Annotated in this window: 17 protein-coding genes and 3 pseudogenes; 16 read left to right on the forward strand and 4 right to left on the reverse strand. The window is 70.2% G+C overall.

The features are described 5' to 3' along the window. Positions 1 to 835 precede the first annotated feature (835 nt). A complete protein-coding gene (locus AVL59_RS23255) occupies positions 836 to 2,212 on the forward strand; it encodes a hypothetical protein (RefSeq protein ID WP_067307639.1) in 1,377 nt (458 codons plus the stop codon). Positions 2,213 to 2,473: 261 nt separating this feature from the next. On the opposite strand, the gene AVL59_RS23260 is transcribed toward AVL59_RS23255, so the two are convergent. Beyond that, positions 2,474 to 3,487, reverse strand: coding sequence for a hypothetical protein (locus tag AVL59_RS23260; protein ID WP_067307644.1), 1,014 nt, complete (start codon positions 3,485 to 3,487; stop codon positions 2,474 to 2,476). A gap of 464 nt (positions 3,488 to 3,951) precedes the next feature. On the opposite strand from AVL59_RS23260, the gene AVL59_RS23265 reads away from it, so the two are divergent. Beyond that, the gene (locus AVL59_RS23265) at positions 3,952 to 4,878 is read left to right on the forward strand and encodes a hypothetical protein (RefSeq protein WP_237281630.1); all 927 of its coding nucleotides are present in this window, start codon (positions 3,952 to 3,954) and stop codon (positions 4,876 to 4,878) included. Positions 4,879 to 5,035: 157 nt separating this feature from the next. On the opposite strand, the gene AVL59_RS23270 is transcribed toward AVL59_RS23265, so the two are convergent. Next, positions 5,036 to 5,302, reverse strand: a complete 267-nt coding sequence (locus AVL59_RS23270; protein ID WP_067307650.1) for a hypothetical protein — start codon at positions 5,300 to 5,302, stop codon at positions 5,036 to 5,038. Between the two features lie 222 nt (positions 5,303 to 5,524). Between AVL59_RS23270 and AVL59_RS50760 the strand changes: the two genes are divergently transcribed. From AVL59_RS50760 to AVL59_RS23285, 3 genes are all read left to right on the forward strand, one after another. After that, a complete protein-coding gene (locus AVL59_RS50760) occupies positions 5,525 to 6,289 on the forward strand; it encodes a hypothetical protein (RefSeq protein WP_067307652.1) in 765 nt (254 codons plus the stop codon). Between the two features lie 100 nt (positions 6,290 to 6,389). Beyond that, entirely contained in the window at positions 6,390 to 8,048 is a 1,659-nt protein-coding gene (locus AVL59_RS23280) for a hypothetical protein (RefSeq protein ID WP_067307655.1), read from the forward strand. Between the two features lie 123 nt (positions 8,049 to 8,171). Then, positions 8,172 to 8,369, forward strand: coding sequence for a hypothetical protein (locus AVL59_RS23285; RefSeq protein WP_067307657.1), 198 nt, complete (start codon positions 8,172 to 8,174; stop codon positions 8,367 to 8,369). 56 nt (positions 8,370 to 8,425) lie between these two features. On the opposite strand, the gene AVL59_RS23290 is transcribed toward AVL59_RS23285, so the two are convergent. Together AVL59_RS23290 and AVL59_RS23295 are read right to left on the reverse strand one after the other, a co-directional pair. Further along, entirely contained in the window at positions 8,426 to 8,755 is a 330-nt protein-coding gene (locus tag AVL59_RS23290) for a hypothetical protein (RefSeq protein WP_067307659.1), read from the reverse strand. 484 nt (positions 8,756 to 9,239) lie between these two features. Then, positions 9,240 to 9,479 carry a hypothetical protein gene (locus tag AVL59_RS23295; protein ID WP_159400028.1) on the reverse strand — a complete coding sequence of 80 codons (240 nt, stop codon included), beginning with the start codon at positions 9,477 to 9,479 and terminating at the stop codon, positions 9,240 to 9,242. Between the two features lie 395 nt (positions 9,480 to 9,874). On the opposite strand from AVL59_RS23295, the gene AVL59_RS53650 reads away from it, so the two are divergent. From AVL59_RS53650 to AVL59_RS23340, 11 genes and pseudogenes are all read left to right on the forward strand, one after another. Beyond that, entirely contained in the window at positions 9,875 to 10,243 is a 369-nt protein-coding gene (locus tag AVL59_RS53650; protein WP_067307665.1) for a helix-turn-helix domain-containing protein, read from the forward strand. A gap of 295 nt (positions 10,244 to 10,538) precedes the next feature. Next, positions 10,539 to 11,147 (forward strand): annotated as a pseudogene (locus AVL59_RS56560) (AfsR/SARP family transcriptional regulator); the annotation flags it as partial. A 25-nt stretch (positions 11,148 to 11,172) separates the two neighbouring features. Continuing rightward, positions 11,173 to 11,367: pseudogene (locus AVL59_RS55460) on the forward strand (AfsR/SARP family transcriptional regulator); the annotation flags it as partial. 230 nt (positions 11,368 to 11,597) lie between these two features. Next, positions 11,598 to 11,879 (forward strand): annotated as a pseudogene (locus AVL59_RS56565) (RNA polymerase sigma factor); the annotation flags it as partial. Between the two features lie 25 nt (positions 11,880 to 11,904). Next, positions 11,905 to 12,234, forward strand: coding sequence for an RNA polymerase sigma factor (locus AVL59_RS51600; RefSeq protein WP_067307673.1), 330 nt, complete (start codon positions 11,905 to 11,907; stop codon positions 12,232 to 12,234). A gap of 95 nt (positions 12,235 to 12,329) precedes the next feature. After that, a complete protein-coding gene (locus AVL59_RS23315) occupies positions 12,330 to 14,018 on the forward strand; it encodes an aldehyde dehydrogenase family protein (protein WP_237281609.1) in 1,689 nt (562 codons plus the stop codon). Between the two features lie 87 nt (positions 14,019 to 14,105). Further along, positions 14,106 to 15,230 carry an acyl-CoA dehydrogenase family protein gene (locus AVL59_RS23320; protein WP_237281902.1) on the forward strand — a complete coding sequence of 375 codons (1,125 nt, stop codon included), beginning with the start codon at positions 14,106 to 14,108 and terminating at the stop codon, positions 15,228 to 15,230. Positions 15,231 to 15,265: 35 nt separating this feature from the next. Further along, complete coding sequence (locus AVL59_RS23325; protein WP_067307213.1) at positions 15,266 to 16,522, forward strand: aspartate aminotransferase family protein; 1,257 nt, start codon at positions 15,266 to 15,268, stop codon at positions 16,520 to 16,522. Between the two features lie 32 nt (positions 16,523 to 16,554). After that, positions 16,555 to 17,070, forward strand: a complete 516-nt coding sequence (locus AVL59_RS23330) for a type II toxin-antitoxin system RatA family toxin (RefSeq protein WP_067307211.1) — start codon at positions 16,555 to 16,557, stop codon at positions 17,068 to 17,070. Between the two features lie 74 nt (positions 17,071 to 17,144). Further along, on the forward strand, positions 17,145 to 17,612 hold the full coding sequence (locus AVL59_RS23335) for a flavin reductase family protein (RefSeq protein ID WP_237281901.1): 468 nt from the start codon (positions 17,145 to 17,147) through the stop codon (positions 17,610 to 17,612). Then, positions 17,609 to 18,616, forward strand: a complete 1,008-nt coding sequence (locus AVL59_RS23340) for a beta-ketoacyl-ACP synthase III (RefSeq protein WP_067307205.1) — start codon at positions 17,609 to 17,611, stop codon at positions 18,614 to 18,616. Before AVL59_RS23335 ends, AVL59_RS23340 begins: the two co-directional genes overlap by 4 nt. The last annotated feature ends 39 nt before the right edge of the window (positions 18,617 to 18,655 follow it).

Here is an 18,655-nt window from a genome sequence, read left to right on the forward strand (position 1 = left end):
ATCGGGGCCAGCGGCCAGGCGACTCACATCCCCCTCCAACGGGCCACAAGCCGCGCTGCTTCACCCTGCGGGTGCAAGGAGGGGTTCTGACGTCATTTCTCGTGAACATCCACGGCCCCGCCGACCGCCCATCGCCACCCAAACTGATGGACAAACGCTGCTGCTTGAAGTGAACGAAGCCACCCCGAAGTGGGGTTTTCCGATCGTGGGGTCGTGGAGAGCACGGAGAAGGGCTGCGAGGAGCGGTTCGGTGAACGGTGTGCCACGGTGATCGATGTCGGTACCGGGGGCCAGCCCATCAAGGTAGGTGTCGCGATCGATCTCGGTTAGATGGGCCAGACATGCGCCGTGACCAGGAATCCGGACGCCGCGGCAGCCGACCGGATCCTCCGCGTCAGCGCCATGCGCAGCACGGCCACGCAGACGGTGGCGGCGGTACAGGGTTCGGGTGAGCCATGCCTAGAAGACGATCAGGAACGGTCGGGCAGTTGCTCAGACCGCCCACTTCGCAGGGCCTCCTGAAAGTGCTCCCCGGGTGGATCACGGCGTGCTCGCCCAGCGGCTTTGAGTGAGCGACTTCTGAGCTCTCCCGTGGCCTGCGGGACCAGCGCCGCGGCGAATCGCCCTGCAGCCGCGGGGCCGGACCGGTCAACACCGCGATGCGCGTGGCGTAGTGGCCGCCGGCAGGTGCCGACCCGGGGCGACGGCCGCCCCTCCCGCCGCTGCAGAAACCTGTCTCGAATTCGCTGTGTCGATCCGCTTTCCAGTCGTGTACTACTGGGCATCAATAGTGCTGTAGCTAAGTACAGCACTTGAGTTGAAGGGGGAGAGCACGTTGGTCTACGACATTCGCCCGCTCGCCAACGGGCTGCGGACGGACCACCCGGTCCCCGGCCTGCCGTTCGTCGACGACTCGCACCTGCCGCTGGACGACGGCCCGGACGCCATCGAGGCGGTCGGCCGCAACAAGAGCGAAGGCATGTGGGGCCGCTGCGACACCTCCCACGCGGGAGGCTGGCTGGCCTTCACCACCGACCCGATAGCCCACCACCTGGGCTGGGCTATTCGCCACCACCCCGAGCACGGCCGCACCGTCCTCCTGCTCCGCGACGAGGACACCGCCAGCCTGCACACCTACTGGTCCGGTGCGCCGCTGCTGTTCAGGGCCGGCGGCTACTGGTGGGACGGCCACACCTGGTACCGGCCCGGCCAGATCTGGGACCCGGTCACCGAGGACTACGCACGCCACAAGGCACGCGCCACCGCCACCGTCCACGCCGCCGACATGCTCGACGGCCACGCCCACCCCGACCGCGCCCACCTGCAAAAGGTCGCCACCTTCGATCCGGCCACCGCCAAGCCGGAGAACTGGATCGACGACCTGACCCGGTGGGCGCAGCACCACCAGCGGCAGGTCGACCCCTTGCCGCTCGACCGTTGCGTCGTCGACCTGGCCAGTCCCGAACTCGCCGGAGACCGGCTGCTCGGCGTGCCCGAGATGGCCGCGCTCGGCGGCATCACGGCCTCCACCCTGCGCGGCTACATCTCCCGCGGCGAGAACGACATCCCCCTGCCCCAGGCGACCGTCGGCGGCCGCGCCCAGTGGTCCCGCCCCGTCGCCGAAGACTGGGCCGAAGCCCGGCGCCGCTCCGCCGAAGGACTGAAGGAGGCCATGACGGCCGGCGACCGCCACCACCTCGCCCCGGGAGCGGCTCAGATTCGCGACCGGCTCAGCGAGACCTTCTTCCGCTACCTGTGGAAGCGGCCCGACATCCGCAAACGCTGGGCCCTGCGCCACCGCAACGAGCCGAGCGTGCGGGAAGTAGCCGACCAGCTGGCCTTCGACGTCGCCGACAGCCTCCGGCAGATCATCCCGACCGACGCCCTCGGACCGACCATCCGCCACGCCGTCCTGGAGGACTTCACCACCTCGCTGCGCACCGCCGAACGCCGGGGCGGTGAGCTCAAGGGCTTCGACCTGATCCTGTCGCTGCCCCTGGCGAAGATGCTCGGCTGGTTTATCCAGCACTTCCCGACCTCGGCCCAGTGGTACCTCGGCGAAATCATGAGCGAGGCGGACCGGCAGCTCGGCATCCCCGCTCAGGTGTCCGGCGAAGCGCTGCGGCGGTCCGCGATCACGGACGGGGAGCTCGACGCCCAAACCTCGAAGGAGTTCTTCTCCCGTCTCGTGCCGAGGGAACCGGAGAGCTGAGACCACCAGCGGACATGGAGGAGGGGCGGAAGCCACCGACAGTGGCTCCCGTCCCTCCAACCGGGCTCAGCTCAACTCGCACTCGCCCCGCGAGCCCCTCCACGGTGACGGGAACACCGTCAAGATCGGTGCCTGGCTGACCAAAGCCCGTACTAAGCACGGCGCCGGCGGACTTCCCGGCGAGCACGGGGCCCGGGCCGAAGGTGGCTTCCACCAGCGGCGCCGGTCCCCGCATCGGGACTACAGGCCTCGCGCCACTGGTCAGTAGTGGACGTTCCAGCCCAGCGCCTCGGCGCTGACCTGGAGACCGACCTCCAGGGTGAAGCAGACCCCCAGACCGTGGGCGTCGAGGCTGCTGCCGATCTGACGGAAGTGGCCGGCCAGCGTGCCCGGCTCGAAGGAGTCGGACAGTACGTGCCAGGGCGGGCGATGCCCTGGCCGTTCCTGCTCCTGGGTCGCCAGAGTGACCGCGTAGGCGATCACCGCGGGCCACAGCTGCTCGACGAGGTAGTCCCGGCCGTCCTCGTCCGACTCCTGCTCCAACTCTTCGGCCAGATGCGCACGGAACCGCTCCCGCAGGTCCGGGTGGGCCGCTTCGACGGCTTCGACCACCCTCGCCAGGCCGGCCCCGGCACCCAGGCCGTCCAGGGCAGCCGGACGCGAGTGCGGGGGCAGCCAGATCCACAACTGACTCAGATCCGACCAGTGCGTGCCCGGGAGCGCCAGGACACCGGCATCGTTGAGACGCTCGACGAAGGTCTTGCCGCCCGCGCAGGCCAGGAGCGCGGCCACCGCCGCCCATCCCGCGGGCATGGCCAGCTCCTCGAACCACAGGTGGTCGATGTCGTAGGCCAGACGCACAGGGTCGTACCCGCCGAACAGGTCACCGTCGAAGGCGCAGGAGGGGCACACGGTCACCTCCTGCGCCACGGTGGGCGCCAGCAGGTACCGCGCCGGGTAGCTGTCGCCGCAGATCGCGCACTGCGCGTCGTTGACCAGCTTGGCGATCTCGTTCTCCCGTGCGCGGGCCACCGCGGCCGACACCTGGCTCACCAGCTCCGGCGGGGGTGTGTCGCCTGGCACCTTGAGGACCATTGCTTCGCCGGTGTTGATGCTGATGGGCGGGGCGATGAAGGTGAACTCAGGAGTGATTGTCAGGTCATAGCGTTCGGCGTCGTCGGGGTGAGCGTCCGTGTCCGTCCCACTGGGGCGGGAGAGCAGTGACCACACCGGTCCGGCGTACGCGGACCACTGCCCCCCCTTCGGGGAAGCCATCGTTTTCCGTCGGCCAGCCGGCCTGGTGGAACGCCTGAACTGCGCTGCGCTGCACATCGGCGGTGAGGATGGCCCGGGAGCCTTCCGCGTGCATGCGGGCCGTACGGGCGTATCCGCCCTCGCCCGCCGCAGCACGGATGGCCTGCTTGCGTGCACGATTACGCGTCATGATGGTCTCGTCTCCGGCGCAGCCCCACGTCCCACGCCTGGTACGCATCACGTGCAGGCAGAAGGTGTTCACCGTGAGATTCGTAGAACCTTGTCCACCAGGCCGTGAGCCACGTGGGGGCCCGCAGACGGGAGTCGGGCGATCACGGTCGCCGGGACGAGGGTAGCGCGGCGAGTCCCCAGGGCTCAACGCCCTTGGTGACAGGAGCCATCCCAGCGCTCGCGGCCCGAGGCGACCTGATGCTCGGCGCCAAGAACGGCACTGCTCCGACCACGAAGTGGCCTACCTGAGTCGGGTGGCGCACGGCACCATGCTCTCCATGAAGGATCAGCGAGCTGAAGAATTCGCCCGGTGCGCCGTCGTGCTGGCCGCGGAGTTGCGCGAGACACGGCGAGAGCGTGCGGTAGCCGCTGGCCCGGAAGAACAAACGGATCCTTTCGCCGCTCCCGCCCCGGCAGGCGATGACCCCTTCGCTCCGTCGATGGCCGGCCGGGAGGGCGTCTTCGATCAGGCGCTGTCCAACGGGCTGGCTGCGATCGTCGCTTCCGAGTGGCCGGGGAAAGAGGCGGACCGCAAGGGACGGGTCCTGTCGGCCAGCGCGCTGCTCAAGGTGATCGAGGAACACGTCCCTGCCACTGACGGCATCGTCCTCGTTTCCGACAAGCATCCGATGCCGGACATCCCCCAGGGCGATACGGACGCGCTGTTCCAGGTGCCTCGTCTGTCGTCGCACACCCGGATCGATGTGCGCACGCTCCAGAACGGGATCGAGGCCAGTCAGGCGGCCCGTCACGGCCGCGGCGCCGGAGCTCTGCAGCATCGCCACATCGAGGCCCTGCTGGCCCTCGACGGCCACAGGAGCCTTGGAGTGATGGGAGAGGAGCAGCAGGACCGGATCCAGCAGATCGCGCAGGCAGAGGACGCGGCCTCCCAGGAACGAGCTGCCGAGTACCTCGAACGGATCGGTGAGGAAGAAGCCACCCGGCGCGCCGAGAACGTGGCCAACCCCAACGCCTACCACCCGAAGCACAACCCGGATGGACACGACCTTGACACCTGCCCCGTCTGCGGGCACGAGACATTCTGCGTGGAGGGCCTTGACCCTGTCTTCGGCCGGGTCGGGTACGGACAGTGCCTGGTGTGCACCTACACGCGCACCCCGGGCGCCGCAGAGGACGAGGCATTCACCGAACAACTCCGGTCGATCATGGACGACGAGTGATGCCTTCCGTCGCCCAGAGCCGTGGCCTTCGGCGGCCAGCCCCGTCACCCCGGAGTCCGCGCCTCGGCGTGGGCGCCTCTGAGGGCGGGCAGGGATGGTTCGAGCCGGGGTGAGCGGCCGGGGCAGGACGGGCGATGTGGTCGTCGTGGGCCCGACGTCAGGCGAGGGCGTTGCGGAGGTAGGCGGGCAGTGCCTGGCGGACGGCCGAGTCTGCTTCCCAGCCGGGGTCGGTGAGTTGGTCGGCCGTGATGACGATGTGGTTGCCGTGGTCGGTGCGGACGTCGACGCGGAACGTTTCGCCCCGGCTGTCCCGGCCGGCGAGGTAGGCGGCCAGGGCGGCCCGGCCCAGCTCGGCGGGGTCCGCACGGGTGCTCGCTCGGCCGAGGTCTTTGCAGATCCACACGTCGCTGAACCGTTCGTGCATCAGATCTCCCACCGCACGCAAGCGGGTATGTCGTCGTGTAACACAAGCGCGATCATGCCCCCACCAGCTGGCCTCCCGTACCGCTACCTGCGAGTACTGGCCAGAAAGCGCGCCTCGCCCACCCGGATGAGCGGCTGACACCAGCCCGGCTCTCACCGGCGCGCCGGACCGGGGGCGTCAAAACGGCTACCTCGCGGTTCTTGCGTTCTACCGTTGCTGGGCATGAGCACGCAGGCCTTCCAGGGCGCCTATCTTCTGCCGCTGTTCCACGCGATCGAGCAGGCCCGCGGTGATGGCGCCTACCGGCAGCTGCCCGCACCCGCACCGGCCAGCAGCTTGGCCACCGACGACGCCCCGCTGGGCCCGTACGCCGGCGCGCACCTGATCCGCAGCTCTTACACCGCCGGCCTGGCCCACACCGACGCCCTGCGCCGCCTGACGGCGGCCGGGGAGGTCGACCCGACCAGCCCCTGGACGCTGCTGCGCGGCGCCCTGGAGAACTTCGCCACCGCCCTGTGGCTCCTCGACGGTCCCGGCCGGGCCGAACGCCGACGCCGCGCGCTGTCACTGTGGGACGAGGACATGCGCAACCGCCAGCAGCACGAGACGGACACCGGCCACCAGCCCTCCGGCGACGGTATGAGCGGCGCGCAGCGCCGCGCCGAGATACGGGGCATCGCCGACCGTCTCGGCCTGCCCCCGCTCACCCGACCCAGGACCCACCAGATCGTGCTTGCTGCCGCGCCCACCGCCGGCCTGACCGCGGTCAACGTGGGCGCCGCCTGGCGGCGGCCTCCGGGTTCGCACACGGCCGCTACTGGCCCAACCTGCGCGCTTCCCAGCCGCGTGGCCATACCGGGAGCCGACGGCGTCCACACCGTCGCCCTCGTCATCGACGAGGACCAGCACCGGCCGCTGGCCGAGTACTGCCACACCATGCTCAACCGGCTGCAGGAGCACTACGCCGCGCGTGCCGGGGCCCGCTGACCGCACTCCGACTGGCCCGGCCCACCGGAGGGGAAAACCGCGGACCGCTGGACGACCGCCGGGTACTGCACATCGGCAGGAGCGCACAGGAGTGGGGGAGATGTCCGGCAACGCAGAGACCAACGTGCGTATCGCACCCAGCGCCCTTGAGGCCTTGACGCGGGTCATGGCCCGGCACGGGACGTCGCGGGACGCGACGATCCGCGAACTGCTCACCGAGCACGTTGCCGCGCAGGAACAGAGGCAGCCTGAGGACCGGATCACCCACATCTCCACCGTGCTGCGTTACCCGCGGCCGCCGGGCTGGCGAGGCGACCCCAGACACGACGTCCCTCTGCGGGTCCGGGCACCTGCCAGCCTGCTGCAGCGGGCCCGCGCCGTCTCCCTGCAACTGCCCGGCCAGCACTCGCGCGCCCACCGGGACTACCAGGGCCGATTGCTCACGGATGCGGTGACAACAGCCATCGCCCAGGCCGAACCCTTCACCGACACCTTCCTCACGGGCCTGCTCCCGCTCCTGCGCCATGGCGCCGCACTCGGCCTGTGGCGGCTGGTGGTGGCCGCGACCAGCACCGGACCGGAGAAGGCCCTGCTGGAGAAAGCGGACGCCGTACGAGCCGGCTACCGACGGACCAACATCCTGTCGAAGCCCGACGAACAGCACCTCCTGCGCGTCGCGGAGGTCCTGGACCAGGACGAGGCATGGCATGCGGCCATGCGGTTTCGGATAGCCACCGTCGCAGCCCGCCGCTACCTCACCGGCCCTCGCGCCGAGGCCGCCGAACAGGCCCTGTATGAGCAGGGCGACGCCTGGCACCGGCTGCAGCGGAAGTCGCTCCAGAGGGACTGGGAAAGCAGGTCGTTCCGACGGCGGCACGGAATCACGAGTTACGACTGGACCGGCCGGGGCGGAACAGCAGTCTGGCGCGCCGAGCGCCGAGTCAACCTTGAGTACCTTGAGGACTGGCTGGTCGACCGTGCAGAAGGCGACCCTGACGCCGCCGTGATGGAAGACTCAGGAGCTCCCCTCTGGCTGCTGCGCACACCGGCTGCCTGGTCTGCTCACGCCCCTCAGAGCGCCTCCGGCCGTGTTCCCCGGCTGTGTGCCTCGTGGGTCGCAGAAGGCCGCATGCTGGCCTTTCCCTACCGGAACCGGCAGGCCTTCTGGCCGCTCCAGCGCCAGCAGGGCACGCCCGGGCTGGCCCCCGTGCCCGGCTTCGAATCCGTGGCCGCCGCGGCTGCCGGGCTGCGCCCCGACAAGGTCACCGGCTTCATCGAGGCCGTCCTCATCGACTGGAGTCACACCTTCGCTGAGGAACTCGGGGTGCGGACCGTTCTGGACCTCCCTGCAGACCGGGCCCGCCGCTTCGGCCTCATCACCGCCGAGCAACAGCACCGGGCCGTGGCCGAAGCCCGCGCCATGACGCTGAAGGCCATGGACGACTTCATCGCCTGGGCCGCAGACGAGGGGGCAAGCGAGTTCGACCTGCACAAGCTGAAGGAGGCGCGGGGCAGCGCCCGCGCGTTCCACCGCCTCACCCGCACCTACCCCCGGCACGCGAGGCCGAAGGTCCGTGTGGCTTGGGCCACCTGGGCATGGCCCGGCGGATCGGTGGCCGCCGAACTCGCCGCAGGTACCCCGCCCGACTTCGTCCGGTGGCTCGCCGCTGCGGCTCACAGCGGAAGCTCCCTGATCCTGGAGCGGGCGATGGAGCAGGCCTGGCACCGCGCCTTTGATCAGTATGGATTCCGTATGTGACACCCACCGATACACAGAAGACCCCTCGCTCCTGTGAGTTGGATGCACGCTCGACGCACAATCCGGGCACGGCATTTGCGCACCGCCAATCGGTGCGCCCGTCTCAATGGGGGAGACCTCGCAATGAACCGACCGCTGATCTCGTTTCTGGCCACCGGTGTCACCAGCACAGCGGTAGCGGTGACCGGTGCACCGTGGTGGCTGGCCATCGCGGCCTTCGGCTGCCTCGTGCTGGGCCTGGTCGTCATCGCGCTGCAGTCGGTCTTCCCCCAGGAGTCCGCTCACCGGCTCGCCTGGTGGCGTGACCGCCGGCAGCGGTAGTGCCCAGGAGGAAGACGGCTGGGTCAGCGGCCGACCTCGTCGGCGGAGCGGGCGCGCTAAAGGTACGCGGCCAGCTCGGCGCGCAGGTCGTCCTGGGCGCTGGCCGCCAGCCTCGTCTGCCGCTCCAGTTCGTCGAGCTCGGCTTGGGTGAGCGAGTTGATCCAGGCGACCTTGCGCCGGTGCTCGGCCTCTTCCTCGTTGCGCAGCTGCTGGTCGTACCAGTCGAGTTCGGGTTTGACGCGCCGCCAGGGCAGCTTCCTTCCGCTGGCGCTGCTCCTCGGCCCAGTCGAACGCCGCGCACGGGTAGGAGTGCAGCGGTCCAGGCGGCCCGGCCAGGATCCGCGAGCGGCCGTCCAGCAGGGCCCGGGTGGCCTTCTCGCCGGCACCGATGGCCGCGGCGAAGTCGATCAACAGCCTTGTCGAGGGCCCTGCGGGAGAACCGGCCCCCGCCCGCGGCGACTATCGCGCCCGGGGTGGGACCGCCGGCGGCGGCGACCATGAGGGCCATGGCCCTGCCCATTCCGGTCGGGGTGGTGAAGCGGCGCGGCACGTACCGGTCTCCGGCCGCCAGGACCGGCTGCGGGCGGACGGCGCCCGCAGCCGCCTCCCACACCTCAGCGGCCGTGCGGCCGTCGGCGTCGGCGCCTCGGGCAAAGGCGAGGACGGTGTGCCGCGTGGGCAGTCGGCCGTTCGGGGTCAGGGCCCGGCGCAGGGTGCACTCGGAGATGGGCATACCGGCCAGCTTCGCCCGGCGGGCGAAGCTGTCGAAGGTCCGTCTGCCCTTGGCGTTGCGCATCCAGCCGCGCAGCTCGGTCAGTTTCACGGGTTCGGCCGCCCGCCTGCCGATACGACCCGGCCTGCCGGGGCGGCTCATTCCCGGATCCCGGAGGCGAGGGCGGCGAGCAGGCGGCTCGCACGCCCGGGCAGCAGCAGGAGACAGACCGCCGCGACAAGCGCCGTCAGCACAGCGGGAATCGGGCGCTGGAGGATGGCGAGCACGGTCACCGCGGCGATGGAGGTGATGAGGACGCAGGCCTCACCGGCTCCCAGACGCCGGGACGCGGCCGGGGCGGCCGGCCGGGCGCCGGCGGCGCCGGTGGACGGGTGCATGGGCATGACGGTATCTCCAGGTACGTGTGCTGGGGTTCGAATAGCCGCGGGCCCGGCGGGACTTCGCCCGGCCGGTGAGCAGATGGTGGCAGCGTGCGGACCGCGTGCGCGAGCCGATCACGCCAGACCCGGAACCGACGCACCTTCCACGGTCGACGCATCCGAGCAGGTCACACCCAGAACCTCCCCCTCCCTCTCCCAGGCGGTGCCCGTGGCTTTCGAAGCCACCTTCCACCGGCACAGGCCGAGCAGGCCGAAGCCGGTGTGCTCACCCCGGCCTGCTGCACTGCCAAGGACTCCTCGACGGTCGTACGGACACACTGCTGGCCGCGGCCGACACATGCGACCAGCTCCGCCGCCCCTGGCAGGCGGCACGGTGCCACGAGGACACCGGCGTGCTGCTGACCCGGCGCGGTCACCGGGACGAGGCCCGCCACGAGCTGGAGCCGGCCGCCGCCGGCTGTCAAGCGCTGAACGCGGCCTGGAACGTCGCCCGCGTGGATGCCGGCCTGCGCGAGTTGGGGGTCCGGTGCGGGGCACGGGGCACACGCGGCCGCCCCATTCACGGCTGGCAGAGCCTGACCAACACCGCGCTCAAGGTGGCCGGTCTGGTCGCCGAAGGCCTGTTCAACCCGAACGTCGCCGAGCGTCTGTTCATCTCCCGCAGGACCGTACAGATCCACGTCTCCAGCATCCTGGCCAAACTGGACCTGACCTCCCGCGTCGAAGTCGCCATCCGCATGGCGCAGCAAGACGCACGCTGACACCGTCTCCGCTTCCTCAAAGACACATCCCCCACCTCTCCAGGGACATATCCTCCTTCTTCAGGGACATATCCTCCGCTTCTTCAGGGACACATCCGGCGCAGGGGATCCTGCCACCGGCTCTGCAGCCGGTAGCGGGCCGCGCGCGACGCTTCTCAGCGACATGGCCGATGTTCGCCGGCCGCCGTCGGGGGACCGTTGGAGGCGGCTCGGGTCAGCCGGTACCGCTCCAGGTGGAGGCCGCCCCGGGTCCGCACATCCTTGCCAAGACCTGCGAGTACCGGAGAAGCCGCTGATGTCCCCGGCCACACCATCGAACGCACCTGCGCTGAGTATCAGCGTGCTCGGCCCGCTCTCCGCGCTGCGCGATGGTCGAGCACTGGACCTCGGCTCGTTGCGGCAGCGCGCCGTCCTCGCCGCGTTGATCGTCGCGGACGGCCGCCCGCTCAGCACCGACAGCCTCATCGACGACGTGTGGCAGGACACTCCGCCGCGGTCAGCGCTCGGCACGCTCCACAGCTATGTCTCCCACCTGCGCCGAGCGCTGGAACCCGGCAAGGGCCCTCGGACGCGCAACTCGGTCCTGCGGTCCCGTGACGGCAGGTACAGCCTCGCCGCCGGCCAGCTCCGGGTCGATGTGTGGGCCGTGCAGGACACCATCGACCTCGCGCGACGGCGGGAGCAGGGCCGCGCACGAGAGGCGTCCGCTGCCTTCGAGGCCGCCCTCGGGCGGTGGCGGGGCGAGGCGTACACGGAGCTGCGAGGGTACCGCTTCGCCCGGCGGGAGGCGTTCCGGCTGGAGGAACTGCGGCTGAGCGCCGTCGAAATGCGCGCGGACTGCGATCTCTCCTGGGGGCGCGACCCGCATGCCGTGGTGCGCGACCTGAACGAGCCGTCGTCGCAGGAGCCGACGCGGGGAAGGGCTCAGCCGGGCTCTGATGGCGGCGCTGTGCCGAGCGGGCCGGTTCAACGACGCCGTGCGCGTCTTCGACAGGACCCGGCGTGTACTCGCCGCGGAACTGGGCACCGACCCCGGCCCGGAATTGCGTCAGGCATTCACGGCGGCACTGCGGCAGCAGACACACCTGACCGGACCGGCGCAGGCAGCGACGCTCCCCACGTGACGCTGGGGCCATCCAAGGCTCGTGCCATTCAAGTTCTGTCCAAGAAGGGCCCGCCATCCTCGTCTCCGAGGGGCGGGACACATCGTGGTGCCCGGTGCAGGAGGCCGGAATCCCGAACTGCGGCAGGAATCGCAGCGCCTCCTTCTTACGGTCGTCGGACCGTAGCGACACCGCCGCCCCCGTCACCAAGATGATCGCCGCAAGCAAGACCGAGCGGAGCAGTGGCAGGAATGGCGACGGAATACCATCCCGACGGATCCCCGACGGCGGCCCATGCCGTCCCGAACCCCCCCGAGGCCGTCCAGCATCTGGATATCGGCGAACTCCTCGCCCGCTGTCGGCAGGACGACCAACACGCGTGGGGCGAACTCATCCGTCGCTTCTCACCTCCGGTGCGGACAGTGGCCCGCTCTTTCCGGTTGCAACCGGTCGACTGCGAGGACGTCTGCCAGTTGACCTGGATCCAGATGATCGAGGGGATTCGCTCGATCCAGCACGCCGGCAAGTTGCGGGCCTGGGTCGTCACGGTCGCCCGGCGTGAGGCGATGCGTCACCGCGCCCGCTCCGACCGGCAGGTTCCGATGGGGGGGCGGGCACGAGTTCCGCGACATCGTCGACACCTCGGTGACCCCGGAGGAGCGCGCGATGGCCCAGGCCGAGGCTGCTTCGGTGCGGGCCGCGGTACAGCTGCTGGGACCGGACCAGCGCGCGCTGCTGCTCCTTCTGTTCTCCGAAGCACCCGCCAGCTACACGGAGATCAGCGCGCGGCTGGGCATTCCGCGCGGGTCGATAGGGCCCACTCGGCGACGGGCTCTGGAACAGATGAAGGCCCTCCTCGCATCTGAAGACTGGGTCAACGGAAGATAAATTCACGCATTCATGTATCTACCGCCGCCAGACGGCGCCCTGTTGGGGTGACAACGCCACCCGGCGTGTGCGGAATTTGAGAATCAGGACGGAAAATGGGGTTGGAGATGGGCAGCGGCAGGCACCGGGCCGATTCGAACAACATCGGTGTATTCGAGCGGCTGCGATGCGACAAGACTCAGCCGGTACCAACCTATCCGTCCTATGTCAACGGCCAGGAATTCCACTCCGACCGGTATGCGTACACGGTCAGCAGCCGGTCCATATTGGAAGACGTATTCACCAGCCTCACACTCAAGCGCGGGCTTGAACAGGGCCGGCTGGATGTGAGCACCGTGGCTGACAAGGTCGTCGGGCGCTGCGCCCTCGCCGACGCCGAGACGGTCGAGGCGGCTGTGCGGGCCGCCGCCGCGGCGGCGCCGATATGGGCGGCGTTCCCGCTGGAAGAGCGGGTTCGGGTGGCCGGGATCCTCCGCGAGCGGCTGAAGCGGCACAGCGGGGAACTGGTCGAGGTGCTGATCGCCGAGGGCAACCCGCGTGCCCTCGCCGAATGGCAGGTCGCCGGCATGCTCGAAGGAGCCAGCGAGGAGACCGTCGGCTGGTGTGCGGAGCAGCTGCACCGCGAGTTCCGGCACGGACCGCGCCGCCTGCTGGTGCGTCGTATGCCCGACGGCGTGGTGTGTGTGAACCCTCCGCAGAACGCCCCGGCGGCCAGCGCCCTGTTCGCGACCACAGCCCTGCTCGCGGGCAACGCCGTGGTCATCAGGGCACCGCAGAGCGGCCCCCTGGGCGTGATGTACGTGCTGCGCGAACTGGTCGTGCCGGCCCTGGCGGAAGTAGGCGCTCCGCCGGGCGTACTGAACGTCTTCTGCGCACGGCCCGCGCCGGTGCTGCAGTCCTGGCTGGACAGCCCGCTGGTGAACGACATCTTCTACACCGGCGGCGTGGAACGAGGCCTGGAGCTGGAGGCCGAGTGCGTGGCGAAGGGCAAGAAGCCCATCCTTGAGCTGGCCGGAAACGACTGCGTGGTCGTCTGGCGGGACGCCGACCTGGACCTGGCCGCCGAAGCGCTGACCGAGTGCTTCTACGGCTCCGGGCAGATCTGCATGCTGCCCAATCAGGTCGTGGTCCACCCAGAGGTCGCCGACGCCCTGATCGAGCGGTTGCGGGCCGCGGCGGCCGCCTTGCGCCCCGGCTATCCCGAGGACGAGGGCGCGCTGCTGTCGCCCGTACTGCGCAGCGAGCGTTTCTTCGCGTACATACGGGACGCGGTGGCGCGAGGGGCGACGGTCGTCCATGGGGCGCGTCGGCTGGAGGTGGACGGTTCGGTGTCGGACACCGGCCCGTTCCTGGAGCCCACCGTGATACGAGTGAACGGCCTCGACGGCTGCCGCGACGTCCAGGCGGTGGGCGAGGAGACGTTCTTCCCCCTGCTCCCGGTCGTCGTCCCGGAGCCGCAGGCCGACGACGCGCTGCTCGCGCGGATCATCGACCACGTCAACACCAATCGCTATGGCCTGCGCAACTCCCTGTGGGCCAGCAGCTCTTCGGTGGTGGACGAGTTCGTGCGCAGGGTCGGCAACGGCGGCCTGCTGAAGGTCAACGACTCACACATCGGCTTCGTGCCGTATCTGCCCAGCCACGGCGGTACCGGACTGACCGGAGGCGTCTTCGGCGAGGCCAACTACCTCATGCTGCGCACCTCCCATCTCCAGGGCGTGTCCATCGCCCACGGCGTACGGCCTCGCAGCGCCGTCTTCGACGCCTACGACGCTCGTACCTGAGCCGTTCTTCGCTCCTCCCCCACGAACCCCATCTCCGCCCCGACCCGTACCGGCCGTCGCCGGAGCGAGGAGTCAGCCGTGCAGTTCATGGAAGCCGACAACCACACCTGCGACACACTGATGCCGGGCCTGCGCAAGAGCCTGGCAGTCACATCGCTGAGCGAGCTGGAGTCCGAACAGAGCGGCGCCATCAGCCTGTTCCGCGTCCACGGCGGACCGAATCTGGTCGTGCCGGTCTCGTACGGCGGCACCGGTGCCACGGCGCTGGAGGCGGTCCGGGCGGTGCGGGCGCTGGGCGCCGTAGCGCCGTCTCTGACCGTGGCGACGATGATGCACCACTTCTCGGTCGGTTCCCTGTTCGGCATGGCCGAGGTCGCCGGCACACCCGCGTTGGAAGCGGCGCTGCGGCGCATCGCCGGCCAGCGGATGCTCGTGGCTTCCGGCTTCGCCGAGGGCCGGGTCGGCCAGGGCATCCTGGCCCCGACGATGCAGGCCCGCCCCGTCGACGGCGGATTCGTGATCAACGGGGTGAAAAAGCCGTGCAGCCTGGCCGACTCCATGGATCTGCTGACGGCCAGTGTCGCCCTGCCCGCTCCAGACGGCTCGACGGACCTGGGTCTGGCGCTGCTTGCGGCCGACGTCGACGGGCTGACGGTCCACCCCTTCTGGTCGACCTTCGCCCTGGCCGGAGCCCAGAGCCATGAGGTGCGGCTGAACGACGTCTTCGTCGGTGCGGAGGAGGTCCTCGTCCCACAGCCGGAAGTCATCGAGAAACTGCTGGAGTTGCACGGCGTCGGTCTCATCTGGTTCCAGATGATCATCTGCGCCGCCTACACGGGGATCGCCAGCAGGCTGGTGCACCAGGTACTGGAACGGTCCCGCGGCAGCGTCTCCGACCGTGCCGCCCTCGCGGTGCGGATCGAATCCGCCGCCGCTCTCACCGAGGGTCTGGCCCTGCGGGTGGACAGCGGTGACACGGCCAACGACACGCTGGCGCGGGCTCTGGTCACCCGGTATGCCGTGCAGGACGCGGTAGTCCGCTCCGTCGGCCAGGCCGTGGAGCTGCTGGGTGGTATGGCTTACGTCTCCTCCTGCGACGTCGCCTATCTGGCCGCCGCCGCGCAGGCCATCGCCTTCCACCCGCCGTCCCGTACCAGCACCGCCGAGGGCCTGCTGGGCTACTTCGCCGGCCAGCCGCTGCTGGTCGGCTGACGCACCGGGTCCCGAACGAGAGGAGCGCAGCACTGATGACCATCACCACCTGGCCGGAGTGGCCCGAGGATCCGGTACGGACCGGCGAGCGGTGGCGCAGCCACCTCAGCAGGGGCCGGGCCGCGGTGGCCGAAATGGCAGGCAGTGAGGTGGAGATCGCCTCCTGCGGTGCCTGGGTGCGCACCAGCAGCGGCCGCGATCTGCTCAACTGCGGCGGCTACGGCGTCCTGATCACCGGTGCCCGGCACCCCCATGTGGTCGGCGAGGTCCAACGGCAGCTCACCACGAACCCGGTGTCCACCCGGATGCTGCTGGAGCCGGAGGTCGGACGGGCCGCCGAGGCGCTCGCCTCGGCGGCCCCCGCCGGCCTGGAGAAGGTGCACTTCGCCTGCTCCGGTGCCGAGGCCGTCGAGGCGGCACTGAAGATGGCCCGTACGCACGGCAAGTACCACCTGATCTCCATGGAGCGCGGCTACCACGGCAAGACGTTCGGAGCGCTGAGCGTGACCGCGCGCGAGGTGTTCCAGGCTCCGTTCCGGCCGCTGCTGCCCGAGGTGTCCCATGTGCCCTTCGGCGATGCCGAGCGGCTGGAGAGTGAGCTGGCCCGGTACGAGGGGGTGGCGTGCGTCATCGTCGAACCGGTGCAGGGCGAGGGCGGTGTGATCGTCCCTCCCGAGGGATATCTGCGCGACGTCCGGCGGCTGTGCGACCAGTACGGCGCGTTCCTCGTCCTGGACGAGGTGCAGACCGGCCTCGGCCGGCTCGGATCCTGGTGGGGCGCGGACCGCGACGGCATCGTCCCCGATGTGCTGCTGGTGGGCAAGGGCCTCAGCGGCGGGATCGTACCGGTGTCGGCGGCCGTGGCCACGCGGGAGGCGTTCGCCGCCTTCGACCGGGACCCCTTCATCCACACCTCCACCTTCTCCGGCAGCCCGCTGGCGGCCGCCGCCGCACGCGCCTCGATCGAAGCCATCGGCGACGACGGCCTGGTGGAGCGGGCCCGCAACCTCGGGGAGACGATCCGCCCGGAGCTGGCACGCATCGCCCGCTCGGTCCTGGGCGACCGCGTACGCGAGGTCCGCGGCCTGGGGCTGCTGATCGGCATCGAGTTCACCGTGCCGGGCCTGGCCGCCGATCTGCTGATCGAGCTGCTCTCGGCCGGTGTGATCGCCAACCACTCCCTCAACACCTCCCGCGTGCTGCGCCTGACTCCGCCGGCCGTGCTCACCGACCACGACGTGAGCGTGCTGCTGTCGGCGTTCGAGCAGGCCGCGCACGCCGTACTCACCTGACGACCCGACCGGACCAGAGCGAGGAGAACCCGATGAGGACCATTCACCTGCGGACCACGGTGCCCGCCGACGACCCGGACAAGGCATTCGAAAGACTCGTCGACTTCACCGAGTACTCGACTCTGGCCGAGGACGTGCGGTCGGTGCGCGTCCACCCCGCACCGGAACCCGGGCAGCCGCGGGTCAGCGAGTGGGAGGTCAACTTCCGGCGAGGGATCATGAAGTGGTCCGAGCGCGATGTGATCGACCCTGTCCAGCGACGGGTGGTGTTCGATCAGATCGACGGCGACTTCGAGCGGCTCGAGGGCACCTGGCAGCTCGACGGGGTCGAGGCGGGCTGCGAGATCACCTTCGAGGCCACCTACGACTTCGGCATCGACAGCCTGGCCGGGATCATGGACCCGCCCGCCGAGCGGGTGATCAAGCGGTCGATCTGCTCCGTACTGGCCGCTCTCTTCGGAGAGGTCACCGTCGTCGTCGGCGGCGAGGCGCTGACCGACCTGGCGGCGCCGGGTGAGGGCGTGCGCGTCGTGGCGGAAGGCCGGTGATGGCCTCGCCCGCCGGGCCTCTACAGGCAGCCCCGGCACCAGAGTCCGCGCCTGATCCGGACCGCTTGTGGAAGGTGGTACGGCAGTTCGCCACCGGGGTCTCGGTGGTGACCACCGGCCAGGGGGTGTCCGCGCACGGGGCGACGGTGACCTCGTTCACCTTCGTCTCCCAGGCTCCGCCCCTGGTCTCGGTGTGCCTGAAGCGGGAGAGCGTGCTGCTGGACCTGATCGGCCCGCGTGGCAGGTTCGCCGTCAATGTTCTCTCCAGTGAACAGACAGCGCTGGCACGGCACTTCGCCGACCGGCGTCGCCAGCCCGGAGCGCGCCAGTTCGACCAAGTGTCCTGGAAATCCGGCGTGGACGGCACTCCTGTGCTGGCCGGCGCGGTGGGATGGCTGTGGTGCCGGGCGCGGCGGCGGATCCGGGCCGGCGACCACGAACTGGTCCTGGCCGGTGTCACGGCGGTAGCCGACGGCATGGGCCGGCCGTTGCTCTACTTCGGTGGCCGGCTGCACCCGGCGGCGATCGAGCACGCCTCATGAAGGCGCCCGCCGCCGTCGTATGCGGGATCGGCTCATGGGTTCCGCCCCGAGCCGTGACCAACGAGGAGCTGGCCCGGCGTCTGGACACCTCCGACGAATGGATCCGGACCCGGACCGGCATCAGCCGGCGCCATGTGGTGAATCCCGGCGTGTCCACGTCGGAGCTGGCTGTCCGGGCAGGACAACGCGCGCTGCGGTCGTCCGGGCGACCCGATGCCGACGCGCTCGTCCTGGCCACTACCACACCGGACCGCCCATGCCCGGCGACCGCTCCGGAGGTGGCCAGCCGCCTGGGGCTGACCGGTATCGCGGCCTTCGACGTCGCGGCGGTCTGTACCGGGTTCGTCTACGCGCTGGCTGCGGGCACCGGGCTGATCAGCTCCGGGATTGCCCGGCGGGTCCTGGTGATCGGAGCCGATGCCTTCACCACGATCCTCGACCCCCAGGACCGCACCACCACCGCGATCTTCGGCGATGGGGCGGGCGCCGTGGTGCTGCGCGCAGGTGCCCCGCAGGAACCCGGCGCGATCGGACCGTTCGACCTCGGCAGCGACGGTGATCTGGCCGACCTGGTCGCGGTGGCGGCCGGAGGGTCGCGCCAACGCTCCAGCAAAGGACCGACGGCCGAAGCGGACCACTACTTCCGGATGGACGGCAAAGCGGTCTTCCGTCAGGCCGTGCTCCGGATGGCCGAGTCCTCCCAGCGTGTGCTGGAGCAATCCGGCTGGCGGATCGAGGACGTGGACCGCTTCGTGGCCCATCAGGCCAACGCGCGGATCCTCGCCTCGGTCGCGGCCCGTCTCGAACTGGACGAGAGACGGCTGGTGCGCAATATCGACCGGGTCGGCAACACGGCTGCGGGCTCGGTCCCGCTGGCACTGGCCGACGCGGTGGCGGACGGCTTCATCCGGCCGGGCCACCGGGTACTGCTGAGCGCCTTCGGCGGCGGGCTGACCTGGGGTTCCACCGTACTGCAGTGGCCCGACTGCGCGCCGGTTTACTGACCGGCCGTCATGAGCCGTCCTCATCAACACCTTTCCTTT

It is taken from the genome of Streptomyces griseochromogenes (assembly GCF_001542625.1).
Taxonomy (GTDB): Bacteria; Actinomycetota; Actinomycetes; order Streptomycetales; family Streptomycetaceae; genus Streptomyces; species Streptomyces griseochromogenes.